The following is a 16,470-nucleotide window of genomic DNA, read 5'->3' as shown; positions in this document are numbered from 1 at the left end:
AATCATGCTCCCACTCACTTAATGAATAACTGAATTTATCCCGGCCGTTTTTTTGGCCTTTTCTGAGCTTGATGTGAGATGCAATTGTATACGCAACTTTTTTCAAACCTAATTTTGGAACAGCACTTTGAAGGATTTCCCACCTTTTTTGTCTGGTTATGCCTGTAATCTTGTATCCCATAATCATTAAAGCGCTTTTATCATTGAGAATACTGTCCTGTCTATCTTGCTTGCTGAGAAACTTCTGTAGCGGGCCATGCAAAGGCGTTCTTATTGTTGCTATTACTTTGTTCCTTGATCTCCTTCTTTTTCTTCTTTTCATCCCTTGATACTGAATCTGTGTATTCTCTAACCTTAGGAGTGAGATTACCGTTTTCACTCATAATTTGTCTTACCTCTTTACGGGTAAGAAATACTTTTGTATTATCTGGAGAAGTAAAGGCCATTTTATCTGTGTAGCCTGTTGCTATGCTTTCTCTTAATCCTTTAAATAAAGGTAGATTAACATTAGATTTTTTAAGCTTGTATTTATTAATAAAATGATTTAATTTTTTTTCTTCAATTACGTAAAGCTTGTTTTTGTAAGGTCTCCTTTTGACGGCTGCTTTATCAGGCTTTTGCTTTTGTTCAAGAGCCGCAGCTGTTTCGTTATTTAGTTTATCTGTAAAAGATTTTGTGATTTTTTCTATAACAAGTTTCTTTTCATTAGAATTAAATATAGATGTTTTTCTAAATTTCTCTATTTTACCATTCAGTATGCCCTTATTTATTCCATTAGCATTAATTAAATAGAAATACAGATTCAGTTCAATAGCTTCTTTATTGAAACTCTTTAATGATTTCTTTGAATAATCTATTAAATCTTCATCAAAGCCGAATAAGTAGGCGTACCACAGTAGAAAAGCGAAATCCTTATCATTAAACCGGCTTTCCAACTTATACCACTGTAAATCCATAATAGATATGAGAGAGGACTTTAATTCATCAACAAGATCTAACATTAGCAAAACTCTTATGTACTTTTTTATAAGCGTTTTATTCTGAGTTGACAAAATGTAATCAAAAACTGCTGTGTGCTCCATTTTTAAAAACAACAGCAACCGGTTCTTGTTCTTGATTATTTCACTCTCCTTAAGCTTTAATATTATATCCAAGATAACTAAAACCGCCTGCTTATTAAGTTCGTGATAATCCGATATTTCTTCCAATAAAATATGTTCTGCAAGCGCCATAAACTTTTCATCTGTTCGGTTGTAATTAAGAGTTAGGATCTTTGGATTACGCACTATCAAATTTAATAAATAAATAAGTATTTCAATTTTTTTGTTTTCCAATAACATCTCACAAATCAGCATAAACAGATACGATTTATCCTGTGAAGGAAATTCTGTCCACTCTTCAGCCAATTGATAAACAGATCCTACTACCAGCTTTTCTATCGTATGAACAAAGAAAGCGTAATCATTTTTTTCTTGACCTATTTCATTTTTCTGTTTTTTTAAAAGCTGCTTGTTTTCATTTTCCAGAAATTCAATTCTCTTTAATAATTCAGCTGTCTTTTTCTTTGATTCACCTTGCAGATGCTCATAGTGTTCTATTAATTTCCCAAGTTCATTGTCCATCATTTTTAATATTAATTCTTTATTAGTCACTATTATTTTACCCCTCGTATAATACTAGTCCTAATGTATCAGGTGCTATTTAAATATATAACACCAACCTAAAAATATCCATAATATCCTTAAATTTCATATACCTATTGTTAATATAAATGAGAAATTTTTCTTGAATTTATTCATAATTATGGAATAGAAATAGAATATATTGTACTATTAATTTAGGATTTATTTTCCAAATAATTTAGAAATATATTTTATTATGGGGGCTGCTTAATGCTAAGATCAGGAAATAAAATTGAGATAACTCTGAAAGATGTACACTTGAACTGGGGAACTGAAGGAGCGTCAAGATCTGCAAGAGTCAGAAATCCTTACGAATCTTACATTCCGATCAGCATGGAGCATGCAAAAAGGTTTAATATTCTCAAAGGCGAAACTTTTGAATGTATTTCAGATGACGGTTATTTCGAAGGAGATATGAAAGCGACTGGTTCGCAGGGAAATTTAAAACAATACGGTAAAAACCTTGTCAGGTCAGGAAACATGAGAGCATTGGGGTATTGGCTTAAAGACAGAAAAAATGCAAGACCAGGTGATAAAGTAGTAATTGAGTTTATTGAAGAGAACAAGATCACCATTTCATTCTGCAAAAACACAATATAAAAACGCGGGGTTATAAAAACCGCGTTTTTATTATTGTCAATCTATACACCTGCAAAAGTAAAAGTAGCCTGTTTTTCAGAAGATGATATATCTTTAAATTTTATGAGCTGCTTGTCCCTTAAATTTTGGAGCTGTAATTTTGGTTCAGGTTTTACAAATTCATAACTGATTCCGGCAAACGTTTTTAATATTGCTTCAAATACAATCTTCGCACCATCAGGAGGCACTGCCATACCAATTTGTTTTCTAACAGCCTCTTTGCTTCCCACAAATTGAAATTCGTCCGGAAACGTCTGAAGTCTTGCTCTTTCCCTGTTTGTAAGCGCACGCGGCTCTTCCCAGTGATACATATGCGTTCCTCCCCCACCACTTCCGGTAACAGTGTATGCTGGTTTGGATGGATCAAGCCTTTTGTATATAGAACTGAGTCTTGCTCCTTTAACTTTCAGCTGCAGATGCTGGGGTATTCCTGGGTACCAGGCATTACAGCCTGGAGGTATATAGCTGAGCATTTCTTTCACACGATCTGTATGCTTGGGCATTTCATGATTGTACGCTTCTTCCGTAATAGGAGGGTCTTCAATAGCTTCTTTTGAACTTTTATATTTTACCCCTGATTCTGACAGAGGCTTTGGTATATGATATTTTATGCCTTCCTTAGCGTAATCATTTCGTATTCCCACAATAATGATCCGATGCCTCGCCTGCGGAATTCCATATTCTTCAAATTTATATAAATGAGGTGTAAGTTCATAGCCGCAGCTTTCAAGTTCAGTAAGAATCTGTATAAAAGCTTGTCCCTCATTTGCACTTTGAAGACCACCTACGTTCTCAGCAACAAAAAACATGGGCTGATATTCTTTAAGCACCTTTACTCCATAAGAATAAAGAGGTCCGTATGTACCATCCAGTCCGTGCTTTTCACCCACAAGACTGTAGTCATTGCATGGAAATCCAAATGCAAAGCAATCTATTTCACCAAGAACAGATTTATCTCCTATAGGAAGGTCTTCTACAGGTCCGCAGTGAACAGATGATTCATCCTGATTGCCGCAAATATTTAATCTGTAAGTATCGCACGCAGTTGAGTCATAATCATTTGACCATAAGTGTTCAATACCCCAGAATTCCTTTGTTTCAGGATGAATAAATCCCGCTTTCTTTGCTCCGAGACTCAGACCGCCTGGGCCGTTAAAAAGCTCTCCTTTTTTAAAAATCACGTAATTCTCTCCTTTAAAGTATGCGAAAGTATGTTCTTGCATACTTCTATGCTACTATTTTACACTTAAACACTATAAAAATATAGTGATAATTCCTGATTATAATAGTCTTTCTACAGGGAAAGAAGTTTGTATACATGGCAGTCAGGAGGTATTAAAATGGCAGATTCAATAACCAGAGAACAAAGAAGAAAAAACATGCAGGCGATACGGTCACAGTCTAAACTTGAAAATAAAGTGTCAAGGGAGCTCTGGAAAAAAGGATACAGGTTTAGAAAAAATGATAAAACTCTTTTTGGAAAGCCTGATATTTCAATTAAAAAATATAAAGTAGTAATTTTCATCGATTCATGTTTTTGGCACGCTTGCGAAATACACGGAAACCGCCCAAAAACCAACCAGGACTTTTGGGATGAAAAACTAGCAAGAAACAAGAAAAGAGACCTGGAAGTAAATCAATACTATATTGATAGAAACTGGAACATTAAAAGAGTATGGGAACACGAAATAAAAGAGGACCTATGTAAAGTGGCTGATGAACTGACAGACTTTATTGATCAATGCAAAAAAGAGACACCTGTATAGATGTCTCTCATAAATTAATCATTCCAGTTACTGTACTCCAGTCCTGTCAGATCAATTTCGTAGGTTATCTTAGTAATTTCATGAGGGAGTTTCCCTTCTTTAAAAGAAGATGCATCGATTCTTGGGAAACCCTTCCCGGCATGATACTTTCTGATTTCTAAAAGTTTATATTTTTTATTTCTTGCACTTGAGCCAGGTTCAAATCCCATAGTTGACAAACCCTCATTAAGAATATCTTCATCTACACCTTTTGAGACCAGCATGTTAACCATATCAGAAATAGATATTCCATTATCTGACGGCTCAAATCTGCAGAAGACCAGATATAGAGGCTTATTATCTGTCTGAAGCTGGAATTGCGAATTGATTTTTACTGTATTGTCATACCTGTTTAATGTTGCTTTGACCTCATAGTTGCATCCTCCGGCTTCAATATCCTGAGTGGATCTGTTTTTAGCAGCCCAGACTGGAGCACAGCCTTCATCAAGCAATTTTCCCAAAGTTTTCAGCTCTCCTAGAACACTGTACGGAGTTTTTTCATGCACTGCATTTCCAAGCAGCGTCTTCCAGTTATTCCACCAAGATGCAGGTTCTGATATCAGCTTGCGCCTTTCCCTGCCGTCATCACCTGGATCAACAAACTGTGCACATACAGCTGCAAACTCATATCTAAGTGATTCAACATCCGATGTTAGCAACAGTACCGGAACTTCTTTATTTTCTATAGTTATATAATTGGACCAAAGCTTTACATTTGCAAAACTTTCGGAGACTTCTATAAATTTCTCTAAAGGCACGCCTATACCATACCAGTCTCTGCTTCTGATAACCCATGCAGGAAACTCATTTTTTGCTGTTTCAACCGGAAGAGCATAGTTCTGCTTTGTTTCCGCAATAAGGTGCCTGATCTCTGTCAGCATATCCACTTTTTTTACCTTCTTCCTTGATTCCCGTAAGATTTTCTTTCATAGCCTGGGCTACTGCAAAAGCCAATAACGGAGGCACAGCGTTTCCGATTTGTCTGAAAGCATCACCCATTGGACACTGAAAAAGAAAACCATCAGGAAAAGATTGAAGTCTCGCTGCTTCCCTAACTGATATTCCCCTTGGTTCCCAAGGATGAAGATGGCTGTATGTGTCTGTACTTAAATGGGCCACCAGTGTGTGGGAAGGCTGGTTATAAGACAGCTTTCTCCACTTAGTGTGAAACTTCTCTTTACTGTAAGGCGGCACTGTTTTCTTTTTTAATTGCCTGTACATTTCAGGGTTTTCTTTTTCAACAACAGAATAAAGCCGGCACTTTTCTTCTAAAATTTTCTCTGCAATCTTTGAAGCCGCTAGGTAATCATCACCAGGACTCATCCTCCCAAATATCGGAAAGTCTCTCGCCGTATTTCTGAACCCATGGCCGGAAATCATTTTTTCTTCTCTTCCAAACCAGTTTCTCATAAGTTGCTGGTAGTCATTTTGGACAGCACCATTGTATTCAAAAGAAATATACGGTTTGTAAAGGTGATAATTGCCTGAAGCATCTGGAAAAAGTTCTGGAAGATCAGAAAGTGCTTCTCCGGAAGTCACCCATGCAGGCAAACCTGCATGAGAAGGATTAGGCATTCTAAAATTTTTATTTTTTCTTAATTTCTTTATACGCAATTGTCCCGGGGTAATCTCACTTTCTCTTCCAAAGTGTGTAGGTTCTGGCAGCTTAATAGAATGTCCGGCTGATTTTTTCACAGCCATCACAAAAACCCGTTCCCTTTTTTGAGGGACACCATAGTCTGCAGCATTTAATATTGTCCAGCAGGCTTCATAGCCCTTCTCTTCCAGAATTTCGCAGACATGCTGGGGAATGTTGATTCCTCCGTAATTTACCGCTTCAGGGACATTCTCCATAACAATACCTTTGGCATCCAGCTCCAATGCGAACCTCAGGAAATCCTGGAATAAAAAACCTCGGGAGTCATTAGTATGCTTTCTGTTTTCTCCAAGTGATCTCAGTTTCGCTCTGCCGATCTGTGAATATGCCTGGCACGGCGGCCCACCCACAACGATACAGCCCCTCTCACCAATCTCACTTTTCAGGACTGAAGAATCCAGGGTTGTGATATCACCACAAATATGCTTCTTATCTATACCGTCACGCCAGTGAAGATTATAAGAAGCAGTGTTCGCTGCAGATTGGGACATTTCGATCCCCTGGGCAATTTTATAGCCTGCAGTTTTAAACCCAAAAGAAAGGCCTCCGCATCCAGAGAATAAGTCAATTACTTCAGGGAGATTATTCTTTTTATCAAGTTCATTATTCAAAGTAGTTAAATAATCCTTTAACATAATTCTCTTCGCCACCAATAAACAGACCTGGTTCTATTACTTTAATCCTGGCGGTATTCAGTTTCATCACCCTTCTGAAAACCTGTGAACTTCTCTTCTTCTGTTCTGTATCCAGTGAACCATAAAATGACATAATTTCTCTACAGAGATCAACCCTGTATCCTGATGGACCCGATCTTTCTACCAGCTGTACTATCTCATCAGTTGTATTTCCTTTAAGAGTTTTAAATGTTTCTTGAGCACTCCCCTGCCATGAAAGATGGATATACCACCATAATGCCTTTAGCCAGATTCTGCGGGTTTCTTTCCAATACCTACCCGGATTGTCTCCCCATCTCAAATAAACAAGATCTGGAACAACTTTTAGTGACAAAAATCTCCAGACACCATTATCTGAAGCATGTCTTATCGTAAATCCGAAATTATGATTTAAAATTTCATATAATTTCAGTCCAAAAAGAAGATCAAAATCATAACCTGCACTCTTAATTTCATAATTTTGCAAGTCTAATTCCTGTAAAACTTCTTCTGCAGCTTTAATCAATTCACTGCGAAGAATTTCATACTCAGAATCATAGGGCACTGACGGTTCTGACTTCCAGCCTTCCATAACCTTCTCTGATTCAGATTTACTAATCGTTTTCCATTTCATACTTATCCCTCTTATTTGTTATTGGACCCTGGAGTCAAAATCTTTTCTAATTGATTGGGCAAGACTTTCAGGACTCCCTGGATCCCAGTTAAATGTGCTGATGAAATAATAAACAGCCTGGGAAATGCTACCAGTTTCAAAGTTTTTTCCGTTTATGGTTTCATCCCAATACTCGCTGTCTTTAACTTTTAGAATAATAATATGCAGAGCACTTGCTATTATATCCATCAACAGCGGAGATTCAAATATCCCATTCTCAAGGTTCAACAGTTTATAGCTGGAATGTGATTTATTCAGACATATTCTTACATTTTCTTCATCAAAACTGTCTGCCTGCGGATCAGTCCAATCACATACTACCCACCATAGAGGCTGTGACGGATCTTTAACTTCCACAATTGGGAAAACTGATCCGTTACCTTCTAAAATAACTATAAATTCATCAATATTACCCATTACCATACCTGATACATTTGCAAGATGTGTCTCATTCTCCCGGATTGAACCTGGTGTCTTTAAGAAAAGAACTGTTCGAAAAGAGATATTCCCTTTAAGATGCCCGGGAGGGAATGAATGGCTGAGTTTAAAGCTGATTTCTTCGTTTGAATTCTCCCCGAACGCCCCTATTTCAACGGCACCTCTTTGATTGGAAGTTTTCGAAGTCCAAATCAAAGCTACTCCCAGTTCGGCGTCATTACACGCAATTCCGTTAACACCAAACAAGAAAGCAGGATTTTTAATAAACAGTTTTCTTTCTATGATTAGTTCATGCTCATCAGGATCCCATTCATTCTTCTCATCTGATAATTGGAGATAACTGCTGTTATGGCCTTCAGCCTGCCTTGCTTCAAGCAGGTGTTCAAAACCTTCTTTGCGGTATTTAAATTCATAAAAACCGGACAAAAACCCCATTTTTTGTGTTAGTTCTTCCGTGAGTTCCGGAAAAAAATTGAGTGTCATATTCATTTTTTCCCATCCCCTTCTGAACTAATTGTAAGACCGCCTTTTATATTTCTGTCCCTGCTTATAAAAGAAGCCTTTCCTTTTAGTGTATATCCATTTTTATCGATAAGGCTCAATGTTACCCCATAAGGAATTTGAAACCTTTCAGTCTTTAAGACTTGCATATGAACGTTTCCGTAAGAAACTTTGGAAGAATCCCTGTCCACAATAAAACTTCCGGGGGACTGTTTTACTGCTTTTCCGCCAGGATGGACAGAACTTATTTGAACTCTTTCAAGTCTCAGAGGAAACTCTTTGCCTATTACGTTTTTCATTTCCCAAAAATCTGCGCTGATGCCTCCGGACTCTGAAAGAACCTGAAGCTGCATTCCCAAAGTTTGTTTTTGGCCAAAAGACAATTCAAATTCAAGATGAACCAGTCCATCTGAATATTGAGGACTCCCAATAAACTTCAGGCCATAATTTACCCGTCTTCCGCTCTGACCATCTTTTCCGCCTTTACCTCCGCCTGGAAGCGTACTCTTTGTTCCAAAGTTTTCAGGCGGCAGCAACATTCCCGCCAATGACCTGCCGAGAGCCATGTTTTTATTTTTATATAAGTCATTATTTGTTTTTACGAACTTCGCGCTGATAAACTTTCTTACCTGTCTCTGTATCTTTGATACTATAAATGGTTTGTAAAAATCATAGGTCCAGTCCGTCCAGGAGGTATGATCCGCCTTTTCACTTTTTCGGATATATTCTTCAAGAGTAATTTTTTTATCAGTATTTTTTAGCGTGTTTGTGGACTTCGCCACAAAAATACCGATTATAAATTCATTTGGATTGGTTTTAGGAATTCCGTCAACCCATTCTCCTGTAGTTTCATAGCCAACAATCATGCCTGGCTTTCTCACATACATAATTATTGGAAAGTTAGAGTCAGACGGCAAGTCATATTTATTAAATTGAATATACGGACTTGTGTTATTATGCGGATAAGTCATCAGCAGCTGCTCTTTAGACACTTTTACATATGAAATAAAACCTGCAGTTGTATCTTCATTGAACATATTTCTAAGAGCTATTCTTTCAGTTGTAACTTCTATGCCTTGAAGAATATCTGCAGTATGTTCAGATGCTTCTGCTAAAGGTATTCGGTTATAAAGTGCCTGTACTATACTGAATAAAGGAAGCATTTCCGCTGATTCAATTTCTTTTCCGTTTACACTGGCATCCAGCCACCTTCCGTACGGATAGGAAGGGTTCATGAGCCTCGGAGCATACCATCTCTGTACAGCCACTTTTATATAGTCCTGGATAGAATGACTCCACCAGGTTCTTGTATAAGAACTGTTATCTTCTTCGGACTGACTTTCAGGAAGGATACCTTCAAGTAGGTTTTGCTCATTAATATACGGTATGATAATGGCAGTTCCTGTTTCATCACCTGTAAAGGGTCTGGAATTAAACACACTTAAGATTTTCTGTATTTCGTTTTCATCCGTAAGAGGCTTGGTGGATTTTTCATCAGCAGGCTGTCCCCACCAGGCAATTCCTCTTTTCGGTTTTCCATCATTCAAATTGATTAAAGAATCCGGATTTCTTTCATCCTCCACAAGACACGCTGCAAGTCTTGAAGAATAACTTCCATCTTCATCTTTTACTCTGCTGTAGTAAAATACCAGACCGATACCAATTCTGAAATAAACTGTCTTGCCCAGTCCCCAGGAGCCCCCTGCCCCCTCTTTCTGCTGGGGCATGCTGATTTCATATACCAGTTTCAAAAGGTTTCCAAAATGGTCATCTACAACATCGTTATAGTGTAAAGGTCCCGTCAGTCCTACAGTATTTGAATCTCTAATCTCCAAAAGTTTGTAAGTGTCATCCGGAAATTTATTATTGATATTATCTTTGATTCCGTCCAGGTGTTCATTAATTTCTAATGAACTGAAGTTCCTCACCGAGAAATCAATATTTACTTTGCCTGAACCAGCAAGCGCAGCATCCAGGCTGTTCTGTACGGATTCCCTGACCAGCAAGTCAAGGATAGGCATATCATTGTTTTGAATGAGCCTCAGCAGAGAGCTCCCTCTCTCTGACATTCTTGCATGTTCAGCTACCTCAATTTTCACTCTTCATCGCTCCAGTTTTCTTCCTGCTTAATTGCTTTTGGATCAATTTTTATTGTAAGCACTTTTGCAAAGCCGTTTCTTTTCCTTACTCCCGGAATGAAAATACATAATCCTATTATATCTTCCACTGCATTCAGGTCTACCCTTTGCTCCTGACTCTTTCTTGCTTTTGAGTCTTTTGAAATTCTGTATATAATTAGCTGCGGTGTTTTTTCCAGACCGCTTTCCATTCGGATTTCATCGACCTCAACAGTACTGATGGATTTCTTTAATTTCTCCTGTGAAGATGGTGACAAAAGATTCTCGCGCACATCAGCCAGTAAATCTGTCGGGGCTCTTAGAGCACCGATATTAATTACATCCTCGTCAGGGTTATTCGTTTTTTTTCTTGAACGATTAACTTTACCGACACTGCCTGCATTAAGTATCCAGGTATCTTTACTGGTTTCATTTCCAGCAACTATAATATTCCAGTCATCCAGTTCTTCTTCAGAGGAAACCTTCATTATCCATTCGGAAAAAGCATCGATTTCATTAAAGACTCTTGATCTTTGATGAAAATTAAATGCACTTAAATATTCTTTAAGTACTCCAGCAAATTTCACATTTCTCCAGATAAGAGCATTAAGGCGTGATTTTTCAGCTTTCCCAAGACTGTTTATAAAGTTATCGGTCAGCTCGATATTTTGTTTAAGATTATCCATATTATTTTCAAAGAATATTGTCTGACTGCTAACGCCTGTAAAATCCATTTCTATTTCGTTTGCACTTTGCATTCTGTTTTTGGCAGTAATTTTCAGCCATGCAGCATTAGGCGTGTTTTTAATTTTCGGTCCAACTTCAAGGGGATTACCTCCAGCTACTTCAAACCTGCAAAGATCTTCTCTTAATTCCATTTCTAACTGGGACAAAAATCTGAATTTTCCAACTGTATCATTGGTCATCCAGATTCTTGGAAACAGCTCGTAGCCTCTTCTGTACCCGAACCATCGTCCCATTTGCATTAGTGAATCAGCTTGTAAGGTTGATCTTAGAAAATATGTGCTTACAAGACCTTCAATTGTAAGCCCCCTGGAGAGAGTGCTTCCACCTACAATAATAAAAGCAGGCGCTGGTGAAGGATACGGTCCTTGTTCCGGATCAGGGTATGCAAGACGCACAAACATTCCTTCTTCATTTACACCATTATTTGCACAGTTGTCCACACATAAATGAATGTGAGACTTATATGAAAAGCTTCCGTCCTCTCCCAAAGGAATATGTGTAACTTCTTCCAGGAGAACTTCAATATTTGAGACTATTGAATTGAATTCAGGATAAATATTAATTTCTTCATCCGGTCGTCCGTATTCAGGATATGCTTCTCGGAAAGATTCCAGTGAAAGCTCCTTTTTTTCTTTATTCCATAAATTTTTGCATTTTTCCATAAGCTCGTTTCTGTCTATAGCGTCTATCCAGTTTCTTATTGCTTCCGAGACCTCTTTATGGTGCGATTGTTTTTGGCTAGTATGAACCAGCATGCTTATCGGTTTACGATGTCCCAAATACCTCATTGCTGCAGCAGAGCATAAAAACCAGCAAATTGAATCTTTTAGACTTCCAGGAATTGAAACTGCTTCTCCATTATGTAAAAGCTTTATCTCATCCAAATCACTTTCACTGATGGTTCGAACAATATTTATGCCGTCAGAATCCTCAGTACCCTCTATTCCAAAAATTTGCCTTGGCCCAAAATATTCATTTGAAGGCTGAAGCGTCCTAATAAAATTCCTCGGGTAAAGTGACTCAGGAGCAGATTCGTTTAGAAAATTTGCATAAGGTGTGGCGGTATAGCTGATATAATTCATTGACTTGACCTTTGTTTCGCAAGAATTGCTATTAGGCTTTTTTCCCTCAACAAGATTTACAATAAGGTTATTAATTCTGGCTCTTTCTTTCTTATTAATATCTGCTGTATTGATACTTGCCTGATCTGCTTCATCATCTATCACAATGACTTTCATCTGTCTGTGCTTGTTTGAATCCTGCTGCATCCACTCAATGAGGTTCTTCAAACGGCCTGCGTTCTTCAGGCAAACCGTAAAATACCTCATTATTGACGTTTCTTCAAAGTGTAGATCCTGAGCCCTTTGCCCCATTGATGTCCTTTTGGAAAGATGCTCAAGACCAGACCAATTAATATTACCGGGTCTGTTTAAATCGTTAAAAAGCCGTGACTGGGTTTGTTTTCTTAAGTTTTCAATCGTGCCTGAAAGCACAACAAAGAAATTCCATCCCCAGTCTGCAGCCATGGCCATTAAAGCCGCCATATTAGCTGTTTTTCCAGATTGGACATGTCCAATTACAAGCCCTTTAACAGGCTCTGCATTTGCAGAATTAATATTCAGTCTTCTCAGCACACCGATGGTAGCGCTTTCGATTTCATTTACTGAATCTAAATGGAATCCCGTATCAATCAGATGTTTTCTGTACAGTTGCCACGATGATCGCGAATCAGCTGGTACCGTTACCTCGCTGTCATGATTATCATCAATTAAAAAAGCTTTTCTGTCTTTTATATATATCTCTAAACCTTTTTCTTCAGAGTTCTTTTCAGACTCCACCAATTGAAACCAAAGATCATTGTTCAAAGCTACTGGCCAAAAATTTAATTCTTTTTGTAATTCCAGGAATTTTTGAAGTCCATCTTCATTTTCCTTTAATGCCGTTCTTATTAAGTCCCAAGAAATCCCTTGAACCCTTGCATTGATGATCCAATCCCTGCATCTATCGAAATGAGGCAAACTTACATTAGTCATAATGCCCTCCATTTAAACTCTTTTAATACTATCAATATATATATATCATAACCTCTTGAAATATCCAAGTTAATCCAGTGAAAACACGTGATGAAATATCCATTTCTTTATACCTACTACAAATCAATAATGAAAAGAGAGTACATTATAAAGATATATTGTTCTATTTGTCATTTCCATAATAGGAATTTACGATCAGTTTTTCTTCAACGATCATATTAAGTCTCCTGACGAACTGATATAGTAGGTTGTAAGTAAAATTCTACTATATTAGGAAGAAATAAAAATAGATGCAACAATTTGTTTGGAAGTCTTTATTTCATTCGTATTAGAATGCATGAAAGAGTAAAAGGTGAAGAGATGGAAAATATTAAACAAACCATTGTAGAAGCCATACAAAATTATCACACCATCATCATCCACCGCCACATCCACCCCGATCTCGACGCCATCGGATCCCAGGCAGGCATGCAGAGAACATTAAAACATTCTTTCCCTGACAAAACCGTATACGCCGCAGGCAACGACGAAAAAAGTCTTCTATTCATCAATAAAATGGACGTCATCCCAGATGAAGCATACAAAGAAGCTTTAGTCATTGTCTGTGACACTGCCGAAACTTCACGTATTTGCGACCAGCGCTTTTCTAAAGGAGCCATGCTGATAAAAATAGATCATCATCCTAATCATGAACCATACGGCGATCTCTTATGGGTCGACCCTTCCTACAGCTCGGCCAGTGAGATGCTGGTTGATTTGTTTTTGGAGTATCCAGAAGTTTTTCGGATTAATAAAGAGGCAGCCGGGGCTTTGTATACCGGGATTATTGGGGATACTGGACGTATGCTGAACGGGAAGGTTTCGCCGCGTACTTTGAGGGCTGTTAAGGCCTTGCGGAAGTTTCGTTTTCAGCCTGAACGGATTCATAATGAGCTGAATAAGAAAAGCAGCGGTGTTGCTCGGTTACGCGAGGCGATTTTAAGGACTTTTAAGGTGACGGAGCATGGGGTTGCCTATATTTTTTTAACGGAGGAGAAACTGTCTGCTTATGGGGTGGATCAAGCGGAAGCGGCTAATCTTGTGAATGTCCTGTCTTCGATGGCAAGGGTTAGAATCTGGGTCTTCTTTGTTGAATATCCGAATGAGATTCGGGTTAGGATTCGTTCAAGGAATATTCCGATTGATGACATCGCCCGGAGGTTTGGCGGCGGAGGGCACGCTTTTGCGGCAGGCGCCTCAATTGGATCATGGAAAAAAGCGGATGAAGTGATTGAAGCTTTGAATCGTAAAACTTAAACCGAATATTGGAACTATTTTTGGTTTTTACATAAGGCCTGGTGTTTATGGTAGTGTAGTACTAATACGCTTAAAATAAACACGCTGCAAGTCAGCGTTCAATTATAATGGAGTGATCGTATGGGTAAAGCAAAAGCTAAATCGAAGAGCAGTAAAGGCGGGACAGGCGGCGGAACAGGCAAAAAGGGCTGGAATCGCTGGCAGGCAAGCGCCAATAAAAAGAAGAGCTTTAAGCCTTATACAAGTAAAGGCACGAAACAGCAGTCCGATGGGAAAAGCTCAAAAGATTAATAAGAATGACAGCGCATGGATCCTTTTTGGGTCTTTTTTTATTGCAGAAAAACCTGAAATCTACTTCATGAAGAGATATGAAAAAAATAAAAGACAGATCCATAAAAGCTGCGATCTGTCTTTTCACCGATAACCGCTCCCCTTCACAATCAAAACGAGGATCACTGCAAGCAATAACCCGCCAAGGATAAACGGACCAAGACCCGAACTGTAGACGAGGTAGACTTTCACATGCCTAATTGTATTGACTATTACGTAAATGAAAAAAATCAGACTCAATCCTGCAATCAGGGGAACATAGGGATTTCGCTTCAACCTGATCAGCCCTTTTCAGAAGCCTTTTCTTATCCATATGTCTGCGACAATTTGTATCATGCGAAAAAGGCCTGCTTTCTTATGAGAAAGACAGACTGTTTTTCATTTACATGCCTCTTCCAGCGCCATGCCCTTTTTTCGGGAATACGGTGTAGCTGAAGCTGATAAGAAAATCAAGTCCAAGGACAAGAGTCCAAAGCTGAAGCGTTCTAAGCAGCTGTTCTGTCTGCTGTCCGTTGTTGATGTAGAGAATAATGGCCCCGAGAAAAGATGCTCCAATGAACCAGGCAAGGAGATGGCGGAACCATCCTTCTCTTTCACGCCGTGCATGCTCGGTTCCGTATTTGATTTTTTTGGGCGGTTTTTCGCCATTTGCAAACCGGTAGGCAAAATGCTGATCTGCCCAATTGATCATTCCATGGCCGAACGCAATGCTTATCCCGATATAAATGGCTGCGATTCCATGTACCATTGTCGCTGTCGCCCCGTTTTTTAAATCGAGCACGGTTGCTGCCAGCAGCACTAAATCCACAACAGGTGTACAAATCAGCAGAAACGCTCCAAGTTTTTTCTTTTTGAATATATATCTTGCGACTAAACCTGCTAGAACAAAGACCCAAAATCCAATTTCACACCCTATAATTAACCAGCCAATCACTTCGGAATCCCCCTTATTTAATACAAGTGTACTATTTCATACTAGCAAAATGTTTTAAATAATACAACTGTGTTATAATAAAATTATGCCAAAATTAATTGATCATGATAAACGTAAAATCCAGCTTGCAGAAGTCACTTGGAAAGTAATTTCCGAGGAAGGTATTGAGCAGGCAACCGTTAGAAAAATTGCCAGTGCGGCCGGACTTTCTGTTGGAGCTTTACGGCACTACTTTTCCTCGCAGTCTGAGCTGCTTTCCTATTCCATGGAACTTGTATCAGAACGGGTGAGGCAGCGTGCCTCAGCTAAAACTTATAACGGGAATCCGCTTGATATTGTGAAAGAATCGATTTCTGAGCTGCTTCCGGCAGATGACGAGAGAAGAATTGAAATGGAGGTGTGGCTGGCTTTTTCCGTAAAAATGCTCGTCGATGCTAAGCTCCGGCCTTTAAGTGAAAATGTCTACCAAGAAATGCATGATGGTTTGGGACAGGTTCTGCAGCTGCTGAGCAAACTGGGGATGTTAAAGGATGAACTCGATATGGATGATGAACTAAACCGTCTTCATGCACTGGTGGACGGACTCGCCCTGCATCATCTTCTTCATCCGTCTGTCTTTTCATATGAGAAGATGATGAAAACCCTGGACTATCATTTGCGGTCCATTTGTCTTCCGGAAAGCAAAAACAAAGAACAGTGAGAGATTCGCTGTTCTTTGTTTTCTTTCTAATCAGCTTAGAACCGCTTTCCCGCTCCTCGGCCGCTTCACAAGCTCTCCCCCGCAGTTTGGGCAGACAAATTCCATTTCTTCTGTGCATGTATGGCAAAATGTGCATTCGTAAGTGCAGATGTAGGCATCTGATTTCTTATGAAGGTTTGCAGAACATTTTTCACATACTTTTCTCATCTCTAGTGCCATGACGATTTTCCCCTCCTATTCGTAAAAACAGAGGACACACTTAAGA

The 16,470-nt window shown here is 38.7% G+C and carries 16 protein-coding genes; 5 read left to right on the top strand and 11 right to left on the bottom strand.

Annotated features, from left to right (window positions below; all coding sequences use genetic code 11):
* Positions 1–221: 221 nt before the first annotated feature.
* Complete coding sequence (locus tag ABEQ24_RS01065; RefSeq protein ID WP_430005034.1) at positions 222–1,652, bottom strand: hypothetical protein; 1,431 nt, start codon at positions 1,650–1,652, stop codon at positions 222–224.
* Between the two features lie 240 nt (positions 1,653–1,892).
* Between ABEQ24_RS01065 and ABEQ24_RS01060 the strand changes: the two genes are divergently transcribed.
* Positions 1,893–2,282 carry a hypothetical protein gene (locus ABEQ24_RS01060; protein ID WP_430005033.1) on the top strand — a complete coding sequence of 130 codons (390 nt, stop codon included), beginning with the start codon at positions 1,893–1,895 and terminating at the stop codon, positions 2,280–2,282.
* A 41-nt stretch (positions 2,283–2,323) separates the two neighbouring features.
* Here ABEQ24_RS01060 and ABEQ24_RS01055 read toward each other — a convergent pair whose 3' ends face one another.
* Positions 2,324–3,502 (bottom strand): DNA cytosine methyltransferase, encoded by a 1,179-nt coding sequence (locus ABEQ24_RS01055; RefSeq protein WP_430005032.1) that lies wholly within the window; start codon positions 3,500–3,502, stop codon positions 2,324–2,326.
* A 159-nt stretch (positions 3,503–3,661) separates the two neighbouring features.
* Here ABEQ24_RS01055 and ABEQ24_RS01050 point away from each other — a divergent pair, with 159 nt between their 5' ends.
* The gene (locus ABEQ24_RS01050) at positions 3,662–4,087 is read left to right on the top strand and encodes a very short patch repair endonuclease (RefSeq protein WP_430005031.1); all 426 of its coding nucleotides are present in this window, start codon (positions 3,662–3,664) and stop codon (positions 4,085–4,087) included.
* Between the two features lie 14 nt (positions 4,088–4,101).
* Here ABEQ24_RS01050 and ABEQ24_RS01045 read toward each other — a convergent pair whose 3' ends face one another.
* From ABEQ24_RS01045 to ABEQ24_RS01020, 6 genes are read right to left on the bottom strand one after another with little or no spacing between them, the layout of a single operon-like run.
* On the bottom strand, positions 4,102–5,007 hold the full coding sequence (locus ABEQ24_RS01045) for a PD-(D/E)XK motif protein (RefSeq protein ID WP_430005276.1): 906 nt from the start codon (positions 5,005–5,007) through the stop codon (positions 4,102–4,104).
* The gene (locus ABEQ24_RS01040; protein WP_430005030.1) at positions 4,946–6,418 is read right to left on the bottom strand and encodes a DNA cytosine methyltransferase; all 1,473 of its coding nucleotides are present in this window, start codon (positions 6,416–6,418) and stop codon (positions 4,946–4,948) included. The genes ABEQ24_RS01045 and ABEQ24_RS01040 overlap by 62 nt, the downstream gene beginning before the upstream one ends.
* Positions 6,387–7,070: a hypothetical protein gene (locus ABEQ24_RS01035; RefSeq protein ID WP_430005029.1), complete on the bottom strand. Its 684-nt coding sequence runs from the start codon at positions 7,068–7,070 to the stop codon at positions 6,387–6,389. The genes ABEQ24_RS01040 and ABEQ24_RS01035 overlap by 32 nt, the downstream gene beginning before the upstream one ends.
* 18 nt (positions 7,071–7,088) lie before the next feature.
* Positions 7,089–8,036: a hypothetical protein gene (locus tag ABEQ24_RS01030; RefSeq protein WP_430005028.1), complete on the bottom strand. Its 948-nt coding sequence runs from the start codon at positions 8,034–8,036 to the stop codon at positions 7,089–7,091.
* Positions 8,033–10,147 carry a hypothetical protein gene (locus tag ABEQ24_RS01025; protein WP_430005027.1) on the bottom strand — a complete coding sequence of 705 codons (2,115 nt, stop codon included), beginning with the start codon at positions 10,145–10,147 and terminating at the stop codon, positions 8,033–8,035. The genes ABEQ24_RS01030 and ABEQ24_RS01025 overlap by 4 nt, the downstream gene beginning before the upstream one ends.
* Complete coding sequence (locus tag ABEQ24_RS01020; RefSeq protein WP_430005026.1) at positions 10,144–12,945, bottom strand: Z1 domain-containing protein; 2,802 nt, start codon at positions 12,943–12,945, stop codon at positions 10,144–10,146. Before ABEQ24_RS01020 ends, ABEQ24_RS01025 begins: the two co-directional genes overlap by 4 nt.
* Before the next feature lie 360 nt (positions 12,946–13,305).
* Here ABEQ24_RS01020 and ABEQ24_RS01015 point away from each other — a divergent pair, with 360 nt between their 5' ends.
* Together ABEQ24_RS01015 and ABEQ24_RS01010 are read left to right on the top strand one after the other, a co-directional pair.
* Complete coding sequence (locus ABEQ24_RS01015) at positions 13,306–14,241, top strand: DHH family phosphoesterase (protein ID WP_430005025.1); 936 nt, start codon at positions 13,306–13,308, stop codon at positions 14,239–14,241.
* A 120-nt stretch (positions 14,242–14,361) separates the two neighbouring features.
* Positions 14,362–14,532 (top strand): DUF3934 family protein, encoded by a 171-nt coding sequence (locus ABEQ24_RS01010; protein WP_430005024.1) that lies wholly within the window; start codon positions 14,362–14,364, stop codon positions 14,530–14,532.
* 123 nt (positions 14,533–14,655) lie between these two features.
* On the opposite strand, the gene ABEQ24_RS01005 is transcribed toward ABEQ24_RS01010, so the two are convergent.
* Both ABEQ24_RS01005 and ABEQ24_RS01000 read right to left on the bottom strand, forming a co-directional pair.
* Complete coding sequence (locus tag ABEQ24_RS01005) at positions 14,656–14,847, bottom strand: hypothetical protein (RefSeq protein WP_430005023.1); 192 nt, start codon at positions 14,845–14,847, stop codon at positions 14,656–14,658.
* Between the two features lie 106 nt (positions 14,848–14,953).
* Positions 14,954–15,505 (bottom strand): hypothetical protein, encoded by a 552-nt coding sequence (locus ABEQ24_RS01000; protein WP_430005022.1) that lies wholly within the window; start codon positions 15,503–15,505, stop codon positions 14,954–14,956.
* An 85-nt stretch (positions 15,506–15,590) separates the two neighbouring features.
* Between ABEQ24_RS01000 and ABEQ24_RS00995 the strand changes: the two genes are divergently transcribed.
* Positions 15,591–16,205 carry a TetR/AcrR family transcriptional regulator gene (locus ABEQ24_RS00995; protein ID WP_430005021.1) on the top strand — a complete coding sequence of 205 codons (615 nt, stop codon included), beginning with the start codon at positions 15,591–15,593 and terminating at the stop codon, positions 16,203–16,205.
* A gap of 30 nt (positions 16,206–16,235) precedes the next feature.
* Here the strand turns inward: ABEQ24_RS00995 and ABEQ24_RS00990 are convergent, their stop codons facing one another.
* A complete protein-coding gene (locus ABEQ24_RS00990; protein WP_430005020.1) occupies positions 16,236–16,424 on the bottom strand; it encodes a DUF1272 domain-containing protein in 189 nt (62 codons plus the stop codon).
* Positions 16,425–16,470: the final 46 nt, after the last annotated feature.

The sequence above is a fragment of the Metabacillus idriensis genome, from assembly GCF_050483325.1.
GTDB classification, from domain to species: Bacteria; Bacillota; Bacilli; order Bacillales; family Bacillaceae; genus Bacillus_P; species Bacillus_P idriensis_A.
Note: the sequence above shows the minus strand (reverse complement) of the source record. Positions and strands in the feature narration are given on the sequence as shown.